Annotated in this window: 17 protein-coding genes; 10 read left to right on the top strand and 7 right to left on the bottom strand. The window is 67.1% G+C overall.

Translation table 11 applies throughout. The annotated features are described in order from the left end of the window. The first annotated feature begins 12 nt into the window (after positions 1-12). Together msrP and msrQ are read left to right on the top strand one after the other, a co-directional pair. Entirely contained in the window at positions 13-1023 is a 1011-nt protein-coding gene (gene msrP, locus FSV73_RS21105; protein ID WP_145011024.1) for a protein-methionine-sulfoxide reductase catalytic subunit MsrP, read from the top strand. Next, positions 1023-1634 carry a protein-methionine-sulfoxide reductase heme-binding subunit MsrQ gene (msrQ, locus tag FSV73_RS21110; RefSeq protein WP_145011028.1) on the top strand — a complete coding sequence of 204 codons (612 nt, stop codon included), beginning with the start codon at positions 1023-1025 and terminating at the stop codon, positions 1632-1634. Before msrP ends, msrQ begins: the two co-directional genes overlap by 1 nt. A 173-nt stretch (positions 1635-1807) precedes the next feature. On the opposite strand, the gene FSV73_RS21115 is transcribed toward msrQ, so the two are convergent. Further along, positions 1808-2407, bottom strand: a complete 600-nt coding sequence (locus tag FSV73_RS21115; RefSeq protein ID WP_145011031.1) for an START domain-containing protein — start codon at positions 2405-2407, stop codon at positions 1808-1810. A gap of 47 nt (positions 2408-2454) precedes the next feature. After that, a complete protein-coding gene (locus FSV73_RS21120) occupies positions 2455-2709 on the bottom strand; it encodes a YkgJ family cysteine cluster protein (protein WP_145011034.1) in 255 nt (84 codons plus the stop codon). A 185-nt stretch (positions 2710-2894) separates the two neighbouring features. On the opposite strand from FSV73_RS21120, the gene FSV73_RS21125 reads away from it, so the two are divergent. Both FSV73_RS21125 and FSV73_RS21130 read left to right on the top strand, forming a co-directional pair. Further along, positions 2895-3446 (top strand): exonuclease domain-containing protein, encoded by a 552-nt coding sequence (locus FSV73_RS21125; RefSeq protein ID WP_145011037.1) that lies wholly within the window; start codon positions 2895-2897, stop codon positions 3444-3446. An 87-nt stretch (positions 3447-3533) separates the two neighbouring features. After that, entirely contained in the window at positions 3534-3815 is a 282-nt protein-coding gene (locus FSV73_RS21130) for a pyrimidine/purine nucleoside phosphorylase (protein ID WP_145011040.1), read from the top strand. A gap of 80 nt (positions 3816-3895) precedes the next feature. Here FSV73_RS21130 and pdxB read toward each other — a convergent pair whose 3' ends face one another. Then, complete coding sequence (gene pdxB / locus FSV73_RS21135) at positions 3896-5059, bottom strand: 4-phosphoerythronate dehydrogenase PdxB (protein ID WP_145011043.1); 1164 nt, start codon at positions 5057-5059, stop codon at positions 3896-3898. A 186-nt stretch (positions 5060-5245) separates the two neighbouring features. Between pdxB and FSV73_RS21140 the strand changes: the two genes are divergently transcribed. The 3 genes from FSV73_RS21140 to FSV73_RS21150 all read left to right on the top strand — a co-directional run bounded on the left by FSV73_RS21140 (position 5246) and on the right by FSV73_RS21150 (position 9524). Continuing rightward, a complete protein-coding gene (locus tag FSV73_RS21140; protein ID WP_260856137.1) occupies positions 5246-6550 on the top strand; it encodes an MATE family efflux transporter in 1305 nt (434 codons plus the stop codon). An 89-nt stretch (positions 6551-6639) separates the two neighbouring features. Then, positions 6640-8790: a mechanosensitive ion channel family protein gene (locus FSV73_RS21145; protein WP_145011049.1), complete on the top strand. Its 2151-nt coding sequence runs from the start codon at positions 6640-6642 to the stop codon at positions 8788-8790. An 83-nt stretch (positions 8791-8873) separates the two neighbouring features. Then, positions 8874-9524: an SGNH/GDSL hydrolase family protein gene (locus tag FSV73_RS21150; RefSeq protein WP_145011052.1), complete on the top strand. Its 651-nt coding sequence runs from the start codon at positions 8874-8876 to the stop codon at positions 9522-9524. Between the two features lie 686 nt (positions 9525-10210). Here FSV73_RS21150 and tusA read toward each other — a convergent pair. Next, positions 10211-10450 (bottom strand): sulfurtransferase TusA, encoded by a 240-nt coding sequence (gene tusA, locus FSV73_RS21155; RefSeq protein WP_027597771.1) that lies wholly within the window; start codon positions 10448-10450, stop codon positions 10211-10213. A gap of 57 nt (positions 10451-10507) precedes the next feature. After that, on the bottom strand, positions 10508-11569 hold the full coding sequence (gene rlmM / locus FSV73_RS21160) for a 23S rRNA (cytidine(2498)-2'-O)-methyltransferase RlmM (RefSeq protein WP_145011055.1): 1062 nt from the start codon (positions 11567-11569) through the stop codon (positions 10508-10510). Positions 11570-11758: 189 nt separating this feature from the next. Between rlmM and acnA the strand changes: the two genes are divergently transcribed. The 3 genes from acnA (at position 11759) to FSV73_RS21175 (ending at position 15387) form a co-directional block, all read left to right on the top strand. Beyond that, positions 11759-14458, top strand: a complete 2700-nt coding sequence (gene acnA / locus FSV73_RS21165) for an aconitate hydratase AcnA (RefSeq protein WP_145011058.1) — start codon at positions 11759-11761, stop codon at positions 14456-14458. A gap of 159 nt (positions 14459-14617) precedes the next feature. Then, positions 14618-14794, top strand: coding sequence for a YhfG family protein (locus FSV73_RS25640; RefSeq protein WP_186309304.1), 177 nt, complete (start codon positions 14618-14620; stop codon positions 14792-14794). Next, positions 14791-15387 carry a Fic/DOC family protein gene (locus FSV73_RS21175; RefSeq protein ID WP_145011061.1) on the top strand — a complete coding sequence of 199 codons (597 nt, stop codon included), beginning with the start codon at positions 14791-14793 and terminating at the stop codon, positions 15385-15387. The genes FSV73_RS25640 and FSV73_RS21175 overlap by 4 nt, the downstream gene beginning before the upstream one ends. Before the next feature lie 7 nt (positions 15388-15394). On the opposite strand, the gene FSV73_RS21180 is transcribed toward FSV73_RS21175, so the two are convergent. Both FSV73_RS21180 and FSV73_RS21185 read right to left on the bottom strand, forming a co-directional pair. Continuing rightward, positions 15395-16285: a LysR family transcriptional regulator gene (locus FSV73_RS21180; RefSeq protein WP_145011064.1), complete on the bottom strand. Its 891-nt coding sequence runs from the start codon at positions 16283-16285 to the stop codon at positions 15395-15397. 74 nt (positions 16286-16359) lie between these two features. Beyond that, entirely contained in the window at positions 16360-17319 is a 960-nt protein-coding gene (locus FSV73_RS21185; RefSeq protein WP_145011067.1) for an ABC transporter substrate-binding protein, read from the bottom strand. Position 17320: the final 1 nt, after the last annotated feature.

Raw genomic sequence — 17320 nt, forward strand, 5'->3', positions numbered from 1 at the left:
TCGAGGTTCGTCATGCCGATCAAGATCGTTCCGCGCTCCGCCTGTCGTGCGTCGGAGATCACCCCCGAAGCCGTCTATCTGTCCCGCCGCCAGTTGCTCGGTGCCGGGGGCACCCTGCTGGCCGGTGCCGCCCTGCCCGGCTGGGCCCTGGCGGCCGCCTCCAGTTATGGCGACGTCGACGCCGCCAAGGGCCCGGACTGGTTCGAGCGCAAGCTGCCGGACACCCGCTGGCAGGCGGCGACCGTCAAGGGCGAGGACATCACCCCGTTCAAGGACGCCACCCACTACAACAACTACTACGAATTCGGCCCGGACAAGAGCGATCCCGCCGCCCATGCCGGCCAGTTGCCGACGCAACCCTGGAGCGTGGTGGTCGATGGCGAGGTGGGCAAGCCCGGCACCTACGGCCTGGAGGACCTGTTCGGCCCCGACACCCTGGAGGAGCGCATCTATCGCATGAGGTGCGTGGAGGCCTGGTCCATGGTCATCCCCTGGCTCGGTTTTCCGCTGGCCAGCCTGCTCAAGCGCGTCGAACCCACCGGCAAGGCCCGCTACGTCAGATTCGAGACGCTCAAGGACCCCCAGCACATGCCGGGCATGAATTCCAGCTTCGCCCTGCTGGACTGGCCCTATGTGGAAGGCCTGCGCCTGGACGAAGCCATGCATCCGCTGACGTTGATGACGGTGGGCATGTACGGCCGGGTGCTGCCCAACCAGAACGGCGCGCCGCTGCGCTTGATCGTGCCCTGGAAGTACGGCTTCAAGGGCATCAAGGCCATCGTCCGCATCAGCCTGGTGGAAGAGCAGCCACGCACCACCTGGCAGGGCATGGCGCCCAACGAATACGGCTTCTATGCCAACGTCAACCCGGAAGTGGACCACCCGCGCTGGAGCCAGGCCCGCGAGCGCCGCCTGCCCAGCGGGTTGTTCAGCCCCAATGTGCGGCCGACGCTGATGTTCAACGGCTATGGCGAGGAAGTGGCCTCGCTCTATGCCGGCATGGACCTGCGGAGAAACTACTGATGGGGTTGCTGCTCTGGCGCCTGGCGGTCTTTTTCGCCGCGCTCTGCCCGCCGCTGTGGTGGCTGTACCAGGCCTGGATCTTCGCCCTCGGCCCGGATCCGGGCAAGGCGCTGGTGGACAAGCTGGGCACCGGCGCCCTGGTGCTGCTGCTGCTGACCCTGAGCCTGACGCCGCTGTCGCGGCTCACCCGCTGGAAGCTCTGGCCGGTGATCCGCCGCCAGCTGGGGCTCTGGACCTTCACCTATGCCCTGCTGCACTTCCTCGGCTACCTGGCCTTCGTGCTGGGCTTCGAGTTGTCGCAGCTGGGCGTGGAGCTGCAGCGTCGCCCCTACATCATCGTCGGGGCAGCGGCTCTGCTGATCCTGCTGGTCCTGGCGGTCACCTCCAATCGTCCGGCCATGCGCCGCCTGGGCAAGCGCTGGAAGGAGCTGCATCGGCTGGCCTACCTGGTGCTGGGCCTGGGCTTGCTGCACTACCTCTGGATCGTGCGCTCGGACATCGAGGAATGGGCCCTCTATGCGGCCATAGGGGCAGGCCTGCTGCTGTTCCGCCTGGTAGATGGCTGGCGCCGTCGGCGCCGCAGCCAGCCGGCGCCTGCCCCCACCCGTTGATCACGGCTTAGCGACGCAGGGAGGTCGAATCCTGCTGGCTCGCCTCTATAGGGGTGGTATTGATTGGCAGCAGGTGCGAGCGGCTCGCCCTACCGGGAGGCTAGCAACTAAAGGGGTGGTATTGTCGGGACGCCCGGCTCCAGCGGCTCGACCGCTGGAGCCTCGCCTGGCGATCAGCGTTGCGCCGCCTGGCGCAGGCCCTTCAGGGTATTAAGCGGAGCGTCCACCACGAAGCTGTTGGCCAGCCAGGAGGGCACGCTGCCGCCCGGCTCGCTCTGGGCTTCATAGGTCACTTCCACACCGCCGTTCTTCGGCACCACCCGCCATTGGCCCTGGAAGCTCGCCACGCGCACATAGCCGTCGGCCGGCGGCCGGTAGTCCGGCACGCCTTCCAGGGTGCGGGTGAAGCCACCGTCGGGGGTCTTCTGCTCGGTCACGTGGAGGACCACGTCACGGGCGGTGACCGGCCAGGGCATGTCGATGCGCATGTAGGTCCAGGCCTGGTTGTCCTGGCGCTTGAGCACCTGCAACGCCTGGCAGCGGAAGATCCACTTGCAGGAGCCCGCCGGGTCGTCCTGCAGGCGGCCGATGGTGGCCGGGTCGGCCTTGATCTGGACCACCCCGCGGTAGGCCTTGTACTTGGAGCCGGCGACGGCGCGGGTATAGACCTGGATACCGTCTTCCTGCTTGGCGAGCTGCCAGTCGTCGGCCTGGGCCAGGCCGGTGGCTGCGAGCAGGGTCAGGGCGAGGATGGAGCGAAGCGGCTGATGCATGGGACGTCCCTTGTTGTTGTGGTTGTCGGAGCCTTGGGTAGAACGAGTCAGGCGGCGGTTTCGCCCTCGAGGCGCAGCAGGATCGCCAGGGCCTCGGCGCTGCTGCTACCGCAGAAGTCCGGTTCGGCCTTGAAGCCGCCGCAGACCGCGGGGCGCAGGGGCGAGCCGAACAGGTCGCAGCGGTTGGTGCTGTCCAGATGGGCGCAGCGCACGCCGGACGGCTTGCCCTGGGGCATGCGTGGCAGCGGTGAGGAGATCGACGGCGCGATACAGCAGGCGCCACAACCCGGACGGCACTCCATGGGTGAAACTCGCAGGGAACAGGCCTCAAGCTTAAGAGCAAGACAGGGGCCTCACAAGCGAATCGTGACCGGACGTCGCCATCGGGTCATGAATGTTACGTTCATTCACCAAGTGCCACGCAACCCCTGGGCGTTTCCACCGTCTTATCTGCGATGATCGAGGCGGCTGGCCCGAGGGCGTGACGATGAAGCATTGGCTGGTGCTGGACCTGGAAGCGACCACCGACGAAGGCGGCTGGCCGATAGAGCTGATGGAGATCATCGAGATCGGTGCGGTGATGGTCGATGCCGAAGGCCGGGAGCTGGATCGCTACCAGACCTTCGTCCAGCCCCAGCGCCTGCCGCTGCTGACGCCCTTCTGCCGCGACCTCACCCACATCAGCCAGGCGGACGTCGACGGTGCCGAGCCGCTGGATGACGCCTGGCCCGCCTTCGAGGGCTGGCTGAGCGGGTACGAGACGACCCTGGCCGGCTGGTGCAGCTGGGGCGACTTCGATCGCCGCCTGCTGGAACGGGCCTGGCGCGAGCACGACCTGCACACCCACCTGGCGCGGGTACCGCACCGCAACCTCAAGCAGGCCTTCGCCAAGGCCCGTGGCCTGGCGCGCCCCCTGGGCCTGACTGCCGCGCTGGAGGCCGCCGGCCTGGCCTTCACCGGCGTGCTGCACCGCGCCGAGACCGACGCGCGCAATACCGCCAAGCTGTTGCCGGCCAGCCTGCCGGCCTTCGCGCGTTGACGAGAACAGGGTGAACCGGTGACAGCCCCGGACCGCCTTGGGCATACTCGCGGACGGTCACACCCGCTCTCGCACAAGGAAATCCCCATGTTCAAGGTCAACGAATATTTCGATGGCACCGTCAAGTCCATCGCCTTCAGCCTCAAGTCCAAGCCCGCCACCCTGGGTGTCATGGCGCCTGGCGACTACGAATTCGGCACCAGCCAGCTGGAAGTCATGCACGTGGTGGCCGGCGCCCTGACCGTCAAGCTGCCGGGCAGCGAGAACTGGGAAACCTTCGCCGCGGGCAGCCAGTTCACCGTCCCCGCCAACGCCAAGTTCCAGCTGAAGGTGGCGGAAGACACCGCCTATCTCTGCGAATACCACTGAGTCCGCGAGGCCCGTCGCTCGGCCCTCAGGGCCGACTGACGGGCGCCAGCCCGCCTGAACGCTTCCCCGTCCTCCCGGTCCTAAGCGACATCACCGCCTTCGGACCCACCGCCATGCCGCCAATCGCAGCCCAGGGCACTCGCCAGCCGAGCCATGCCCGCCCCTTCGAGCACCAGCCCCGGGATCTCCCGACGCATGGGATAGCCCTTGCGCAAGGCGTCGAACGCCTGGGCGCGCGCCAGGGCGGGCAAGCCGAGGGTCGCGCGTAGCGCCGCATCGTCGTCACGCGGATCGTAGACCGCCCGACAGGCGCGCTTGAAGGCCGTGGCTGCGGGCGTTTCCTGGCCGAAGACCAGTCGTTCCAGCTGCTGCGGTGGCAGCAACTCCGCCAGGGTCAGCCGGGGCGCCAGCCCTGCCCAGGCGCAGAACGCCTGGTAGATCATCGCCGTGCCGCGCCACTTGCCCTCCAGGCTGTGCCCGGCGATATGCGGCGTCGCCACCTGGCACAGCCGCGCCAGCTCGGCATCCAGGTCCGGTTCGCCTTCCCAGACATCCAGGGCCACTGCCAGCTCGGCGCCCCCTGCGAGGTGCGCACGCAGCGCCGCATTGTCGATCACCTCGCCGCGACAGGCATTGAGCAGCCAGGTGCCCGGGCGTAGCCGGGCGAGGCGCGCGGCATCGAACAGGTGCAGGGTACGGTGCTCGCCCGCGCGGATCAGCGGGGTATGCAGGCAGAGCACGTCGCAGCGCTCGATCAACTCATCGAGCCCATGAAAGTCGCCCTGCTCCCTGGCCTGCCGGGGCGGATCGCAGACCAGCACCGTCCAGCCCAGGCCGCGCAGCACCTCGGCCAGGCGCCCACCGACCTGGCCGGCGCCGACGATGCCATAGGTGCGCCGGGCGAGGTCCGCCCCCGCGCCTTCGGCCAGCGCCAGCAGCGCACCGAGCACCCAGTCCACCACGCCACGGGCGTTGCAGCCGGGCGCGTTGCTCCAGTGGATGCCGGCCCGCGCGAAATAGTCGAGGTCGAGATGATCGGTGCCTATGGTGCAGGTGCCGACGAAGCCGACCGGCGAATCCGCCAGCAGCGCCTGGTCGACCCGGGTGATGGAGCGCACCAGCAGGGCATCGGCGCGACTCACCGCCGCGCGGTCGAAGGCGCGGCCCGGCAGGCGTTCGAGGGTCGCATGGGGACCGAAGAAGGCCTCCAGCAACGGGATGTTTTCGTCGGCAAGAATGTGCATGCCTGGACACTCGCGGGAACGGGACCGGCACTTTAGCAGGCCACCCAGGCCAGGCAACGCTTACCGCGAGACTTGTCACGCCGGCCATGGGGACTAGACTATCGGCCCCGAAGCTGACCGAACGATCAAGTGACCTCCTCCCTGCCCCGCATCAGACGTGAATTCGGCGCCCTGCTCTCGCTGGCCATGCCCATCGTCATCGCCCAACTCTCCCATTCGGCCATGGGCTTCGTCGACGCCGTGATGGCCGGTCGCGTCGGGCCGCTGGACCTGGCCGCCGTCGCCCTGGGCAATTCGGTGTGGATACCGGTGTTCCTGCTGATGACCGGCATCCTGCTGGCGACCACGCCCAAGGTGGCCGAGCGCCATGGCGGCGGCCGCACCGGCGAGATCGGCCCGCTGATGCGCCAGGCGCTCTGGCTGGCGCTGGGCTGCGGGCTCATCGCCAGCCTGCTGCTGCTCAACGCCCGGCCGCTGCTGGTGGCCATGCACGTCGATGCGCAACTGATCGGCCCGACCCTGCTCTACCTCAAGGGCATCGCCATGGGCCTGCCCGCTACCGCCTTCTACTATGTGCTGCGCTGCTTCAGCGATGGCCTCGGACGCACCCGCCCGGCCATGCTGGTAGGCCTCGCCGGCCTGGCCCTGAACGTACCGCTGAACTGGATCTTCATCCATGGCCATCTCGGCCTGCCGGCCCTGGGCGGCGCCGGTTGTGGCTTCGCCTCGGGCACGGTGATGTGGGCGATGCTGCTGGCCATGCTGGCGATCATCCGCACCGAGCGCTATCGCCCCTGTGCGCTCTTCGCCCGCTTCGAGCGGCCGCACGGCCCGACGCTGCGCGCCCTGCTGGCCATCGGCGTGCCCATCGGCATCGCCGTCTTCGCCGAGTCGAGCATCTTTTCCGTGGTGGCGCTGTTGATCGGCGAGCTGGGCCCGACCGTGGTGGCCGGGCACCAGGTGGCGCTCAACTTCTCCGGGCTGGTGTTCATGGTGCCCCTGGCGCTGGGCATGGCGGTGACGGTCCGGGTCGGCCAGGCGCTGGGCCGTGGCGAACCGCGGGAGGCGCGCTTCGCCGCCGGCGTCGGCATGGCCGCCGGGCTGCTCTGCGCCTGCGTCTCCTGCACCCTGATGCTGACCGCGCGGACCTTCATCGCCGGCCTCTATTCCCAGGACCTGGCGGTGATCCAGCTGGCGGCCTCGCTGCTGGTCTTCGCCGGCATCTTCCAGTTCTCCGACGCCATCCAGGTCACCGCGGCCGGCGCCCTGCGTGGCTACCAGGACACCCGCGCGACCATGATCATCACCCTGCTGGCCTACTGGGGCGTGGGGTTGCCGGTGGGCTGGGCGCTGGGCCTGAGCGACTGGTTCGGCGCGCCACGCGGACCGGCCGGGCTCTGGCAGGGCCTGGTACTGGGCCTGACCTGCGCGGCCATCCTGCTGTCGGTGCGCCTGGCACGCAGCGCCCGCCGACGCATCCGCAGCGTCTAGCCGGCTCACCTTGCTACACTGCCCGCCTCGTCGGACGGCGCCTGGCGCCGCCGACGGGCGTTTCCCCCTTTCGTGAGCGTGCGGCTTCGATGATCCTTCGCCTGCTACAGCTGTTCTGCCTCTGTTTCCTGCTCAGCGGTCCGGTCCAGGCGGCCTTGCCGGGCCTCCCGAGCACCCAGAAGGACCAGGTCGATCCCCAGTTCGGCCAATCCCTCGACCAGGTCATCAAGACCCTGGAAAGCGACCAGCAACGCCATCGCCTCTTGGAAGACCTCAAGCGCCTGCAGGCCGCCCAGGCCAAGGCGGAGCCGAGCGCCTCCCAGGGCGTGATCGGCCTGATCACCGACACCCTGACGGTGGTCGAGCAACAACTGCAGCGCGACAACCTGCGCGAGCGCTGGCAATACCAGCTGGACCAGGCCGGCGCCGAACTGGTCGCGCTGGCGCCGGCGCCCGACCAGCGCCTCAACCTGCTCTCGGGCTTCGTCATCACCCTGGCGTTCTGGACCGGTTGCGCCCTCGGCCTGAAACAGCTGAGCCATCGCCTGAGAATCCGCTTCGGCCTGTCCGAGGAATTGCCGCTGCGGCCGCGCACCCTGGACCTGGTGCGCTTCGCCCTGCGCAAGCTGGCGCCCTGGCTGCTGGCCTTCGTCATCACCCTGGTGGTGTCCCTGTGGCTGCCGGATTCCCTGGGCAAGACCGTCGCCGTCACCCTGGCCTACGCAGCGGTGACCGGTCCGCTGTTCGCCGCCACCGTGGTGGTGATCTGCTCGCTGCCCAGCGGTGCCCACCGCAGCCGCGCGCTGTTGATCCTGCGCCGGCGGGCCTTCCGCCCGCTGTGGATCATCGGCAGCCTGGCGGCGCTCGGCGGCGCGGCCAGCGATCCGCACCTGGCCGAGACGCTGGGCTCCCACCTGGCCGCCATCATCGCCATCGCGGCCAATCTCTGCGCCGCGCTGCTCACCGGGCAGTTCGTCCTCAGATTCCGCCGCCCGGTGGCGCACTTGATCCGCAACCAGCCGCTGGCCAAGCGCCAGGCGCTGCGCGGCCTGCAGGGGGTACGCCAGCTGGTCGCGCGGCTCTGGCACCTGCCGGTGCTGATCCTGGTAGCGGTCTCCCTGGTGGCGACCTTCGTCTCCGCCGGCGATACCAGCGACGCCCTGCGCCGGGCGCTGCTGTGCGCCGTGCTGATGGGCGCGGCGCTCGGGCTCAATGCCCTGGTCCGGGCGCGGCTGCTGCGGCCACGCCACAGCGGGCGCCTGCAGGAGGCCTACGCCGAGCGCCTGCGCGCCTTCTTCGTGGTGGTGCTGGGCATCGTGATCTGGCTGGTGGCCCTCGAACTGTCGTTGCGCGCCTGGAACGTGTCGCTGCTGAGGTTCAGCGAGGGCGATGGCCATGTGGTAGCCGGCAAATTCTTCGGGCTCGGCGGTACCCTGCTGCTGGCCTGGCTGGTGTGGATCCTGGCCGACACCGCCGTCCACCGCGGCCTCAACCTGCATCGGGTCAATCCGAACAACGCCCGTGCCCAGACCATGTTGCCGCTGATCCGCAACGTGCTGTTCCTGACCATCTTCGTCATCGCCCTGATCGTCGCCCTGGCCAACATGGGGGTGAACGTCACCCCGCTGCTGGCCGGCGCCGGCGTCATCGGCCTGGCGGTGGGCTTCGGTGCCCAGAGCCTGGTGGCCGACCTCATCACCGGGCTGTTCATCATCATCGAGGATTCCCTCGCCATCGGCGACTACGTCGACGTGGGCAACCACCTGGGCACCGTGGAAGGCCTGACCATCCGTACTGTGCGGCTGCGGGACATCGACGGCATCGTCCACACCATCCCCTTCAGCGAGATCAAGAGCATCCAGAATTACTCGCGGCAATTCGGCTACGCCATCTTCCGCCTGCCGATTCCCCAGGCACTGTCGGTGGACAAGGCCATCGAGATGGTCCAGGAAGTAGGGCGCTCGCTGCGCCAGGATCCGCTGCAGGGACGCGACATCTGGTCGCCCTTGGAACTGCAGGGGGTGGAGAGTTTCGACTCGGGCATGGCGATCCTGAGATTTCGCTTCAAGACCGCGCCGATCAAGCAGTGGGAGGTGTCGCGGGCCTTCAACCTCAGGCTCAAGCGCTACCTGGACGACGCCGGCATCGAACTGGCCTCACCGCGCATGAACGTGCGCTACGAGGTGGGCGGCTCACCGCTGGACCAGGCGACGCGGGGCGAGGCGCCAGGCGACGGCTAGGGTGGCCGGGACGACTGCCGGTCCTCGCGGCGCGGTGGAAAAGCTTCTAGGGTAGCGAGTCCCCTGCCCTTGCGAGATCCGACATGCCCCCGCGCACCCTGCTCTGCTATGGCGATTCCAACACCCACGGCACCCGCCCCCTGACCCAGCCCGGCGTACTCGAGCGCTTTGGCTGGGACGCACGCTGGACCGGCGTCCTGGCCCGCGGCCTGGGCGACGATTGGCGAGTGATCGAGGAAGGCCTGCCGGCGCGGACCACGGTGCATGACGATCCCATCGACGGCCACCACAAGAACGGCCTGAGCTATCTCAGGCCCTGCCTGGAAAGCCACCTGCCGGTGGACGTCCTGTTGCTGATGCTGGGTACCAACGATCTCAAGACGCGCCTGGCGGTAGGACCGGCGGACATCGCCGGTGCGCTGCAGGTGTTGCTGGAGGAGATCCGGCGCTGCAATGCCGGCCCGGAGGGTGGCCAGCCCAGGCTTATCGTGATGGCGCCGGTCCCCATCGAGGAGGTGGGCTTCCTCGGCGAGATCTTCGTCGGCGGCGCCGCCAAGTCTCACCAGTTGGCGGCGCGCTATCGGCAGGTGGCCGAAGCCCAGGGCGCGACCTTCGTCGATGCCGGGGAGATCATCCAGGTGAGCTCGGTGGACGGCGTGCATTTCGAGGCGGACCAGCATCGCCGGCTGGGGGAGCACCTAGTGGGGGTGGTCAGAGGCCTGGGTGTTGCCTGACCGTAGAGCGTAGGGTGGACAACGGCGCAGCCTTGTCCGCGGATTCCGGGATATGGAGTGGAAAACGCTGCGCGGTTTTCCACGCTACGGCTCCCTTGGCACCGGCCTGTTGGGCTTCGACGATGAAGCCGTCTCAACCCAACCTACGAAAGCCAGGCCCGCGCGCTGGGGCCTTGCCTAGGCATCGTAGGTTGGGTTGAGCGCAAGCGAAGCCCAACAGACCGAACTCGGCATCGCAACCTTGGGCTTCGACGATGAAGCCGTCTCAACCCACCCTACGAAAGCCAGTCCCACGCGGTGGGGCCTTGCCTAAGCATCGTAAGCTGGGTTGAGCGCAAGCGAAACCCAACAGACCGAACTCAGCATCGCAACGTTGGGCTTCGACGATGGAGCCGTCTCAATCCAACCTACGAAAGCCAGTCCCGCGCGGTGGGGTCTTGCCTACGCAACGTAGGTTGGGTTGAGCGCAAGCGAAGCCCAACAGACCGAACTCAGCATCGCAACGTTGGGCTTCGACGATGAAGCCGTCTCAACCCAATCTACGGCTCACTCCCTGTGTAGGAGCGGCCCATGGCCGCGATAGGAGCTCGAAGTGACGGGCTGAGCCCGCTTTATCGCGGCCATGGCGGTCCGCCGATGCGGCCGCTCCTACAGGTAAACGACGGACTGCGGAGCGGTGCCTTGCCTCACTCCACCTTCTTGCGAATCCAATACAGATAACGCCCCTCCCCCTCGCTCTTTTCCACCAGCTCATGGCCGAGGAAGACGCAGAACTTGGGGATGTCACGCTGGGTGGAAGGGTCGGTGGCGATGACCTTGAGCAGGGCGCCGGGGGCGATGTCGCGCACCTTGTTGTGCAGCATCATCACCGGCTCCGGGCAGTTCAGCCCGCTGGCGTCGAGGGTGGCATCGGCTTCGAGGGTCATGGGGTCTCCAAGGGGTAAGACGGTTGCGACGATCTGCATTCAGAGCGTGAAGGCGGACTAGGGTTTCTTGTCCAGTCGCCGCAAATGACAGGTCACTTCCTCGCGGTCGTGGTAGAGCTGCTTGCAGCCGATGACGACGCGCTGGCCGCGGCCTTCAAAGTGGTCGTGCAGGCGCTCGAGGATGCCGGCCACTTCGCGATAGCGCTGTTTCATCGGCAGCTTGAGATTGACCACCGCCTCGCGGCAATGACCCTCGCCGATCCAACGCTCGATCAGCGCCGCGGTGCGCGCGGGCTTTTCGACGATGTCGCAGACCATCCAGTCGACCGGGCGCTTGGGGGCGAAGGCGTAGCCGTCGACCTGCAGGTGTTCCACCAGGCCGGTGTCCATCAGCGCCTCGTTCATGGGGCCGTTGTCCACCGCCGTCACCAGCATCTCGCGAGCCACCAGTTGCCAGGTCCAGCCGCCGGGGGCGGCGCCCAGGTCCACGGCGCGCATTTCCGGCGCCAGACGGGTCTCCCACTCGGCACGCGGGATGAACTGGTGCCAGGCCTCTTCCAGCTTGAGGGTCGAGCGACTGGGCGCCTCGCGGGGAAACTTCAGCCGCGGGATGCCCATCGGCCAGAGCGCGGCATTGCCCGGCTCCACGATGCCGACGAACACCTGGCGACCGCTGAGAAAGGTCAGTTGCAGGCGCGGCGCCCGGGCATCGTCCACCAGCCGGCCGGCCTTGCGCAGCGCCAGGGTCAGGGGGCGCTCGAATTTCTTGCAGAAGGTGGAGAGTGCCTTGCCATCGTTGGTGTCGGGCATCTCCAGGGCCAGGCTGCCGCAGACCGGATAGTCGGCCAACAGCTCCAACAGCGGACCGATACGATCCTGCTCGGGCAGGTCGAGAAAGGCGCCGCGCGACCACTGCCGGGGAAAGACCAGCTCGGCGAAGCTCAGGCTCTGCATGATCTTCGCCGCCCCCGCGGCATCGCCACAGACGAATTCGGCATAGGCCTCGCCCGGCTTACCGCGGGCATAGCCGGCCACGCCGAGCAGCGCCGCCCGCTCACCGAGCTCGGCGCAGACCTCGCCTTCGAAACCGGTACGGCATAGCAGCAACAGGGTATTCACGACGGGGCTTCCTCAGGCGGTCACGCAGGGCGCGCACTATACCCCAGCGCGCCGGACAGGGAACGTAGACGACGCCTATCGGTCCAGTACTACACCTAGAAAAATCAGTCCGCCCAGCGCTGGCACGGGTCTCCCTTACCTTTCGAGGCTCGAACGGCCAGCGGGCAACCGTTGATAAGGAGACCCCTGATGCCAGCCCTGGATAGCCTCAACAGCCTCAAGACCCTGCAGGTCGGTGAGCGCACCTATCACTATTACAGCCTGCCCGATGCCGCCAAGACCCTGGGCACTCTCGATCAGTTGCCCAAGTCGCTCAAGGTGTTGCTGGAGAACCTGCTGCGCTGGGAAGACAACCAGACCGTCACCGGCGAGGACCTCCAGGCCCTGGCCGACTGGACCAAGACCCGCTCCGCCGACCGCGAGATCCAGTACCGCCCAGCGCGGGTGCTGATGCAGGATTTCACCGGCGTACCCGCGGTGGTCGACCTGGCCGCCATGCGCGAAGCCGTGGCCAAGGCTGGCGGCGATCCGCAGCGGATCAACCCGCTGTCCCCCGTCGACCTGGTCATCGACCACTCGGTAATGGTGGACCGCTACGCCAGCGAGAACGCCTACCACGAGAACGTCGAGATCGAGATGGAGCGCAATGGCGAGCGCTATGCCTTCCTGCGCTGGGGCCAGAACGCCTTCGACAACTTCCGCGTGGTGCCGCCGGGTACCGGTATCTGCCACCAAGTCAACCTGGAATACCTGGGTCGCAGCGTCTGGACCAAGGACGAAGACGGCAAGACCTACGCCTTCCCCGACACCCTGGTCGGTACCGATTCCCACACCACCATGATCAACGGCCTGGGCGTGCTGGGCTGGGGCGTGGGCGGCATCGAGGCCGAAGCGGCCATGCTCGGCCAGCCGGTGTCCATGCTGATCCCCGAGGTGGTGGGCTTCAAGCTCACCGGCAAGCTGCGCGAGGGCATCACCGCTACCGACCTGGTGCTGACCGTGACCCAGATGCTGCGCAAGAAGGGCGTGGTGGGCAAGTTCGTCGAGTTCTTCGGTGACGGCCTGGCCACCCTGCCCTTGGCCGACCGCGCCACCATCGGCAACATGGCCCCGGAATACGGCGCCACCTGCGGTTTCTTCCCGGTCGACCAGATCACCCTGGACTACCTGCGCCTGTCCGGCCGGCCCGAGGAAACCGTGCAGCTGGTGGAGGCCTACACCCAGGCCCAGGGCCTGTGGCGCAATCCCGGTGACGAGCCGGTGTTCACCGACGTGCTCGAACTGGACATGGGCGAGGTCCAGTCCAGCCTGGCCGGTCCCAAGCGGCCCCAGGATCGCGTGTTGCTCGGCCAGGTGGCCAAGACCTTCGGCGACTTCACCGCCCTGGCACCGAAGAAGGCCGAGGCACCCAAGGCGGGTAGCGGCGTCGAGGTCCAGCTCGATGGCCAGACCTTCCGCTTGGAAGACGGCGCCGTGGTGATCGCCGCCATCACCTCCTGCACCAACACCTCCAACCCCAGCGTGATGATGGCCGCCGGCCTGCTGGCGAAGAAGGCCGCCGAGAAGGGCCTGATGCGCAAGCCCTGGGTCAAGTCGTCCCTGGCTCCCGGCTCCAAGGTGGTGACCGACTACTACAACGCCGCCGGACTCACCCCTTATCTCAACGACCTCGGCTTCGACCTGGTGGGCTACGGCTGCACCACCTGCATCGGCAACTCGGGCCCGCTACTCGATCCCATCGAGAAAGCCATCCAGGACGCCGATCTCACCGTGGCCTCGGTGCTCTCCGGCAATCGGAACTTCGAAGGCAGGGTGCATCCGCTGGTCAAGACCAACTGGCTGGCCTCGCCGCCGCTGGTGGTAGCCTATGCCCTGGCCGGTAGCGTGAAGGTCGATCTGACCCAGGAGCCGCTGGGCACCGGTAACGATGGCCAGCCGGTCTATCTGAAGGACGTCTGGCCGAGCCAGCAGGAAGTGGCCGACGCCGTGCAGAAGCTCGACACCGCCATGTTCCACAAGCAGTACGGCGCGGTGTTCGATGGCGACGAGAAATGGCAGGCCATCCAGGTGCCGGACGCCGAAACCTACGTCTGGGACGGCGACTCCACCTATATCCAGAATCCGCCGTTCTTCGAAGGCATCGCCGGCGATCCGCCGCGCATCGCCGACATCCACGACGCGCGCATCCTGGCGCTGCTGGGCGATTCGGTGACCACCGACCACATCTCCCCTGCCGGCAACATCAAGAAGGACAGCCCCGCCGGCCGCTACCTGGCCGAGCACGGCGTGGCCTATGCCGACTTCAACTCCTATGGCTCGCGCCGTGGCAACCACGAAGTCATGATGAGAGGCACCTTCGCCAACATCCGCATCAAGAACGAGATGCTCGGTGGCGAGGAAGGTGGCAACACCTTCCACGTCCCCTCCGGTGAAAAGCTGTCGATCTACGACGCGGCCATGAAATACGAGCTGGAGAACACCCCGCTGGTGATCATCGCCGGCAAGGAATACGGCACTGGCTCCTCCCGCGACTGGGCGGCCAAGGGCACCAACCTGCTGGGTGTGAAAGCCGTGGTGGCCGAGAGCTTCGAGCGCATCCACAGATCCAACCTGGTGGGCATGGGCGTGCTGCCGCTGCAGTTCAAGGACGGCGTGGACCGCAAGTCACTGGGGCTGACCGGCAAGGAGAAGATCGCCGTGCTGGGCATCGATGGCGTCGAGCTACGTCCGCGCATGCCGCTGACCCTGGAGATCACCCGCGAGGATGGCAGCCGGGAAAGCGTCGAGGTGCTCTGCCGCATCGATACGGTCAACGAAGTGAGCTACTTCAAGGCTGGCGGCATCCTGCACTATGTGTTGCGGGAGTTCCTGGCCAAGCCGGCGGCGTAGTAGCCCTTGCCCCGGTCCCTGTGACCGGGGCTATCTTTGCTTTCCGCCCTAGGCGCTACCGGTATTCGCATTCGAAGGTCAAGGTGCAACGTGGACACCCACGCTGATGAGGCCTGAACTTTCAGCTAAACTCGGGATAGTTATCCCAGAGGTACCGTCATGCCACAAGCTAGCCTGGATACCAAACGGCGCTACTACGCACGCATACGTCAGGCCAACTATGCCGCCAGCCTGAAGCTAGAAGGCATCGAATTGAAATCCGACGCTCCGGAAGCATTCGAACAGGACAAGCAAACCCTTCTCGCGCACTACCGGCGCCTGAGCAAGTCTCAATGATCGACAAGTACGGAACCGGTCAGGATCCGTACTGCTATCCCGGCACCACGACCCTATGCAACCTGCTAGACATTCGAGATGACGAGCTACTTGCGGAGGCTGAGCGCGATCTGTCTCGCCTCGCTGCCAGCAAGTTGACATTCGAATTACCCCCCTACGACCTGAACTACCTGTGCCGCCTACATCGATGTCTGTTCCAGGATATCTATTCCTGGGCGGGCGAATTGCGCACGCTCGATATCGCCAAGGACAGCACGCGCTTTTGTACGGTGCACCGGCTGATACCGGAGGCCGACAAGCTTTTCGCCCGGTTGCGTGCGAAAGACTGGTTCGAAGGGCAATCTCGTGAGGCCCTGATCGCTCTTAGCTCAGAGCTCTATGGTGACCTGAACATGGTGCACCCCTTCCGCGATGGAAACGGTCGTGCCCAGCGCCTGCTGTTCGAGCATCTCATCATCAATGTGGGCTACCAGATCGATTGGTCACCCGTAGCGCGAGACGAATGGATAGAGGCCAACATTGCCGCCGTCCATTGCGACTATGCAGGGCTGGAGCGGATATTCGCACGCTGTATAGGTACCGCCATCGAGTGAGGTCGCGTCAGCCTTGCAACAAGACCCGCGCCGCTTTCCCAAACCCTTCCACCACCTCCTGCAACGGCCCGAGAAAGCGCGGGTGGATCAGCCATAGCTGGATTTCCGGCTTGAAGTCCTTCAGTGGAATGGCCGCCAGCCGCTCGCGGTGGACGCTGCGCGCCAGCAGTGGCGCCGGGACCAGGCCGAGGCCCTGGCCGTCCGCCACCAGGCCGAGCTGCAGCTCGGTGCCGTAGGTTTCCAGGTTGATGCGCAGCGCCTGGCCCTGGTCGGCCAAGGTGCGCTGCAGGCTGGCGCGGAAGCCGCAGCCGTCGGGGTTGAGCACCCAGCCCTGCCCCTGGATATCGGCCAGGCGCTGGGCCCTGGCCGGCGCCTGGTCGCGCGCGCAGACCACCTGCAAGGGCATGGCGCCCAGGGCTTGGGCCTCGACGCCGTCGGGAAACACCTTGTTGGCCGGAAACAGCACCAGGGCACCATCCAGCTCGCCGTGCTCGATGCGACTCACCAATACGCTGCCCCAGCCGGTCGCCACCTGGGTGCGCAGCTCGGGATAGCGCGCGCGGATCTCGCGTACGGCGTCCAGCAACAGGGCATCGCCCAGGGTCTGGGGCACGCCCAGGCGCAGTACGCCGGAGGGCGGGGCATCGCCCGCCACCCGCTCGCGCAAGGCGTCCATCTCACGCAGGATGGCGCGGCAATGGCCGTAGACCTCCTGGCCAAGGCGCGTCGGCTTGAGCGGCTTGGTGTGGCGGTCGAGCAGCTCGACACCGAGATCCTGTTCCAGGCTTTGCAGCCGCCGGGTAATGGCCGGCTGGGTCAGCCCCAGGGACTGGGCGGCAGCGTTGAGGGATCCGCTGCGGATCACCGCGACAAAGGCTTCGATATCGTCGGTCTTCATGAGGAGGCGTCTGACTTTCCGCTGCTGGACATGCGCTCCAAGCATAACGCAACGCCTCCTCTCCCGCGCCCTGCTCAGCGCTGCGCCGTCTGGGCAGGTGGCGCCAGGCTCTTCGCGAAGCCGTCGTAGAACAGGCGGCTGGCGTCATAGCCTTTCACCAGACCCTCGCCGGCGAAGAAGTCGACGGTGCGCTGCGCCTGGGCGATGGCCGTGGGTGTCACTGGTCCGACACTGGTGCGCGCCCGGGCGAACCAGGCCTGGGCGATGGCGGCGTCGGCACGGGTGCGCTCTGCCCAGGCGGCGGCGTAGCGGCGGGTGTGTTCGGGATCGGCATTGGCCCAGGTACGGGCGCGTTGCAGGCGCTGGAGGAAGTCGGCGATGGCCGAATGCTTGGCGGCGTCGTCCAGGGCACCTTGGCTCGCGACCACGAAGCTCTGCGCCGGGATCAAGCCCTCGGCGGTGGTGAGCACCCGTGCCCCCTGGCGCTGGGCCTGGGTGACATAGGGCTCCCAGGTGGCGATGGCGTCCACCGAGCCGCCTTCCAGGGCATGGGCGGCATCCAGGGCATTGAGGTAGCGGAAGGTCACCTGATCGCGCGGTACGCCGGCGCGGTCCAGCGCGGCCAGCGCCAGTTGCTGGCTCCAGGAGCCTTTCCAGATGGCCACTGTCTTGCCCTTCAGGTCGGCCAGGCGGTGCAGGTTGGAATCACCACGGACCAGGACCGCCACCCCATCGAGGCTCTGGCGACTGATGCCGACCACCTTGATCGGCGCGCCCAGGGCGCCGAGGAACAGCGGTGGCGCATCGCCCAGCAGGCCGAGGTCGAGACTGCCGACATTGAGCGCCTCGGCCACCGGCGAGCCGGCGGTGAATTGCTTCCACTCCAGCTGGTACGGCAGGTCATCCAGGACACCCGCGGCTTCCATCACGGTGTGGGCGTTATAGCTCTGGTCGCCCACGACGAGGCTGGTGGCCAGCGCCTGGGTGGCGGCCAGCAGGCCGAGGGTCAGGCCGACAAGGGTCTTGCGCAGCATA

This window comes from Pseudomonas oryzihabitans, assembly GCF_007665395.1.
GTDB classification, from domain to species: Bacteria; Pseudomonadota; Gammaproteobacteria; order Pseudomonadales; family Pseudomonadaceae; genus Chryseomonas; species Chryseomonas psychrotolerans_C.

What these genes read in the sequence shown, in the direction of transcription:
- msrP (WP_145011024.1), top strand. Translation starts at nt 13, where the DNA reads ATGCCGATCAAGATCGTTCCGCGCTCCGCCTGTCGTGCGTCGGAGATC.
- msrQ (WP_145011028.1), top strand. Translation starts at nt 1,023, where the DNA reads ATGGGGTTGCTGCTCTGGCGCCTGGCGGTCTTTTTCGCCGCGCTCTGC.
- FSV73_RS21115 (WP_145011031.1), bottom strand. Translation starts at nt 2,407, where the DNA reads ATGCATCAGCCGCTTCGCTCCATCCTCGCCCTGACCCTGCTCGCAGCC.
- FSV73_RS21120 (WP_145011034.1), bottom strand. Translation starts at nt 2,709, where the DNA reads ATGGAGTGCCGTCCGGGTTGTGGCGCCTGCTGTATCGCGCCGTCGATC.
- FSV73_RS21125 (WP_145011037.1), top strand. Translation starts at nt 2,895, where the DNA reads ATGAAGCATTGGCTGGTGCTGGACCTGGAAGCGACCACCGACGAAGGC.
- FSV73_RS21130 (WP_145011040.1), top strand. Translation starts at nt 3,534, where the DNA reads ATGTTCAAGGTCAACGAATATTTCGATGGCACCGTCAAGTCCATCGCC.
- pdxB (WP_145011043.1), bottom strand. Translation starts at nt 5,059, where the DNA reads ATGCACATTCTTGCCGACGAAAACATCCCGTTGCTGGAGGCCTTCTTC.
- FSV73_RS21140 (WP_260856137.1), top strand. Translation starts at nt 5,246, where the DNA reads ATGCCCATCGTCATCGCCCAACTCTCCCATTCGGCCATGGGCTTCGTC.
- FSV73_RS21145 (WP_145011049.1), top strand. Translation starts at nt 6,640, where the DNA reads ATGATCCTTCGCCTGCTACAGCTGTTCTGCCTCTGTTTCCTGCTCAGC.
- FSV73_RS21150 (WP_145011052.1), top strand. Translation starts at nt 8,874, where the DNA reads ATGCCCCCGCGCACCCTGCTCTGCTATGGCGATTCCAACACCCACGGC.
- tusA (WP_027597771.1), bottom strand. Translation starts at nt 10,450, where the DNA reads ATGACCCTCGAAGCCGATGCCACCCTCGACGCCAGCGGGCTGAACTGC.
- acnA (WP_145011058.1), top strand. Translation starts at nt 11,759, where the DNA reads ATGCCAGCCCTGGATAGCCTCAACAGCCTCAAGACCCTGCAGGTCGGT.
- FSV73_RS25640 (WP_186309304.1), top strand. Translation starts at nt 14,618, where the DNA reads ATGCCACAAGCTAGCCTGGATACCAAACGGCGCTACTACGCACGCATA.
- FSV73_RS21175 (WP_145011061.1), top strand. Translation starts at nt 14,791, where the DNA reads ATGATCGACAAGTACGGAACCGGTCAGGATCCGTACTGCTATCCCGGC.
- FSV73_RS21180 (WP_145011064.1), bottom strand. Translation starts at nt 16,285, where the DNA reads ATGAAGACCGACGATATCGAAGCCTTTGTCGCGGTGATCCGCAGCGGA.
- FSV73_RS21185 (WP_145011067.1), bottom strand. Translation starts at nt 17,319, where the DNA reads ATGCTGCGCAAGACCCTTGTCGGCCTGACCCTCGGCCTGCTGGCCGCC.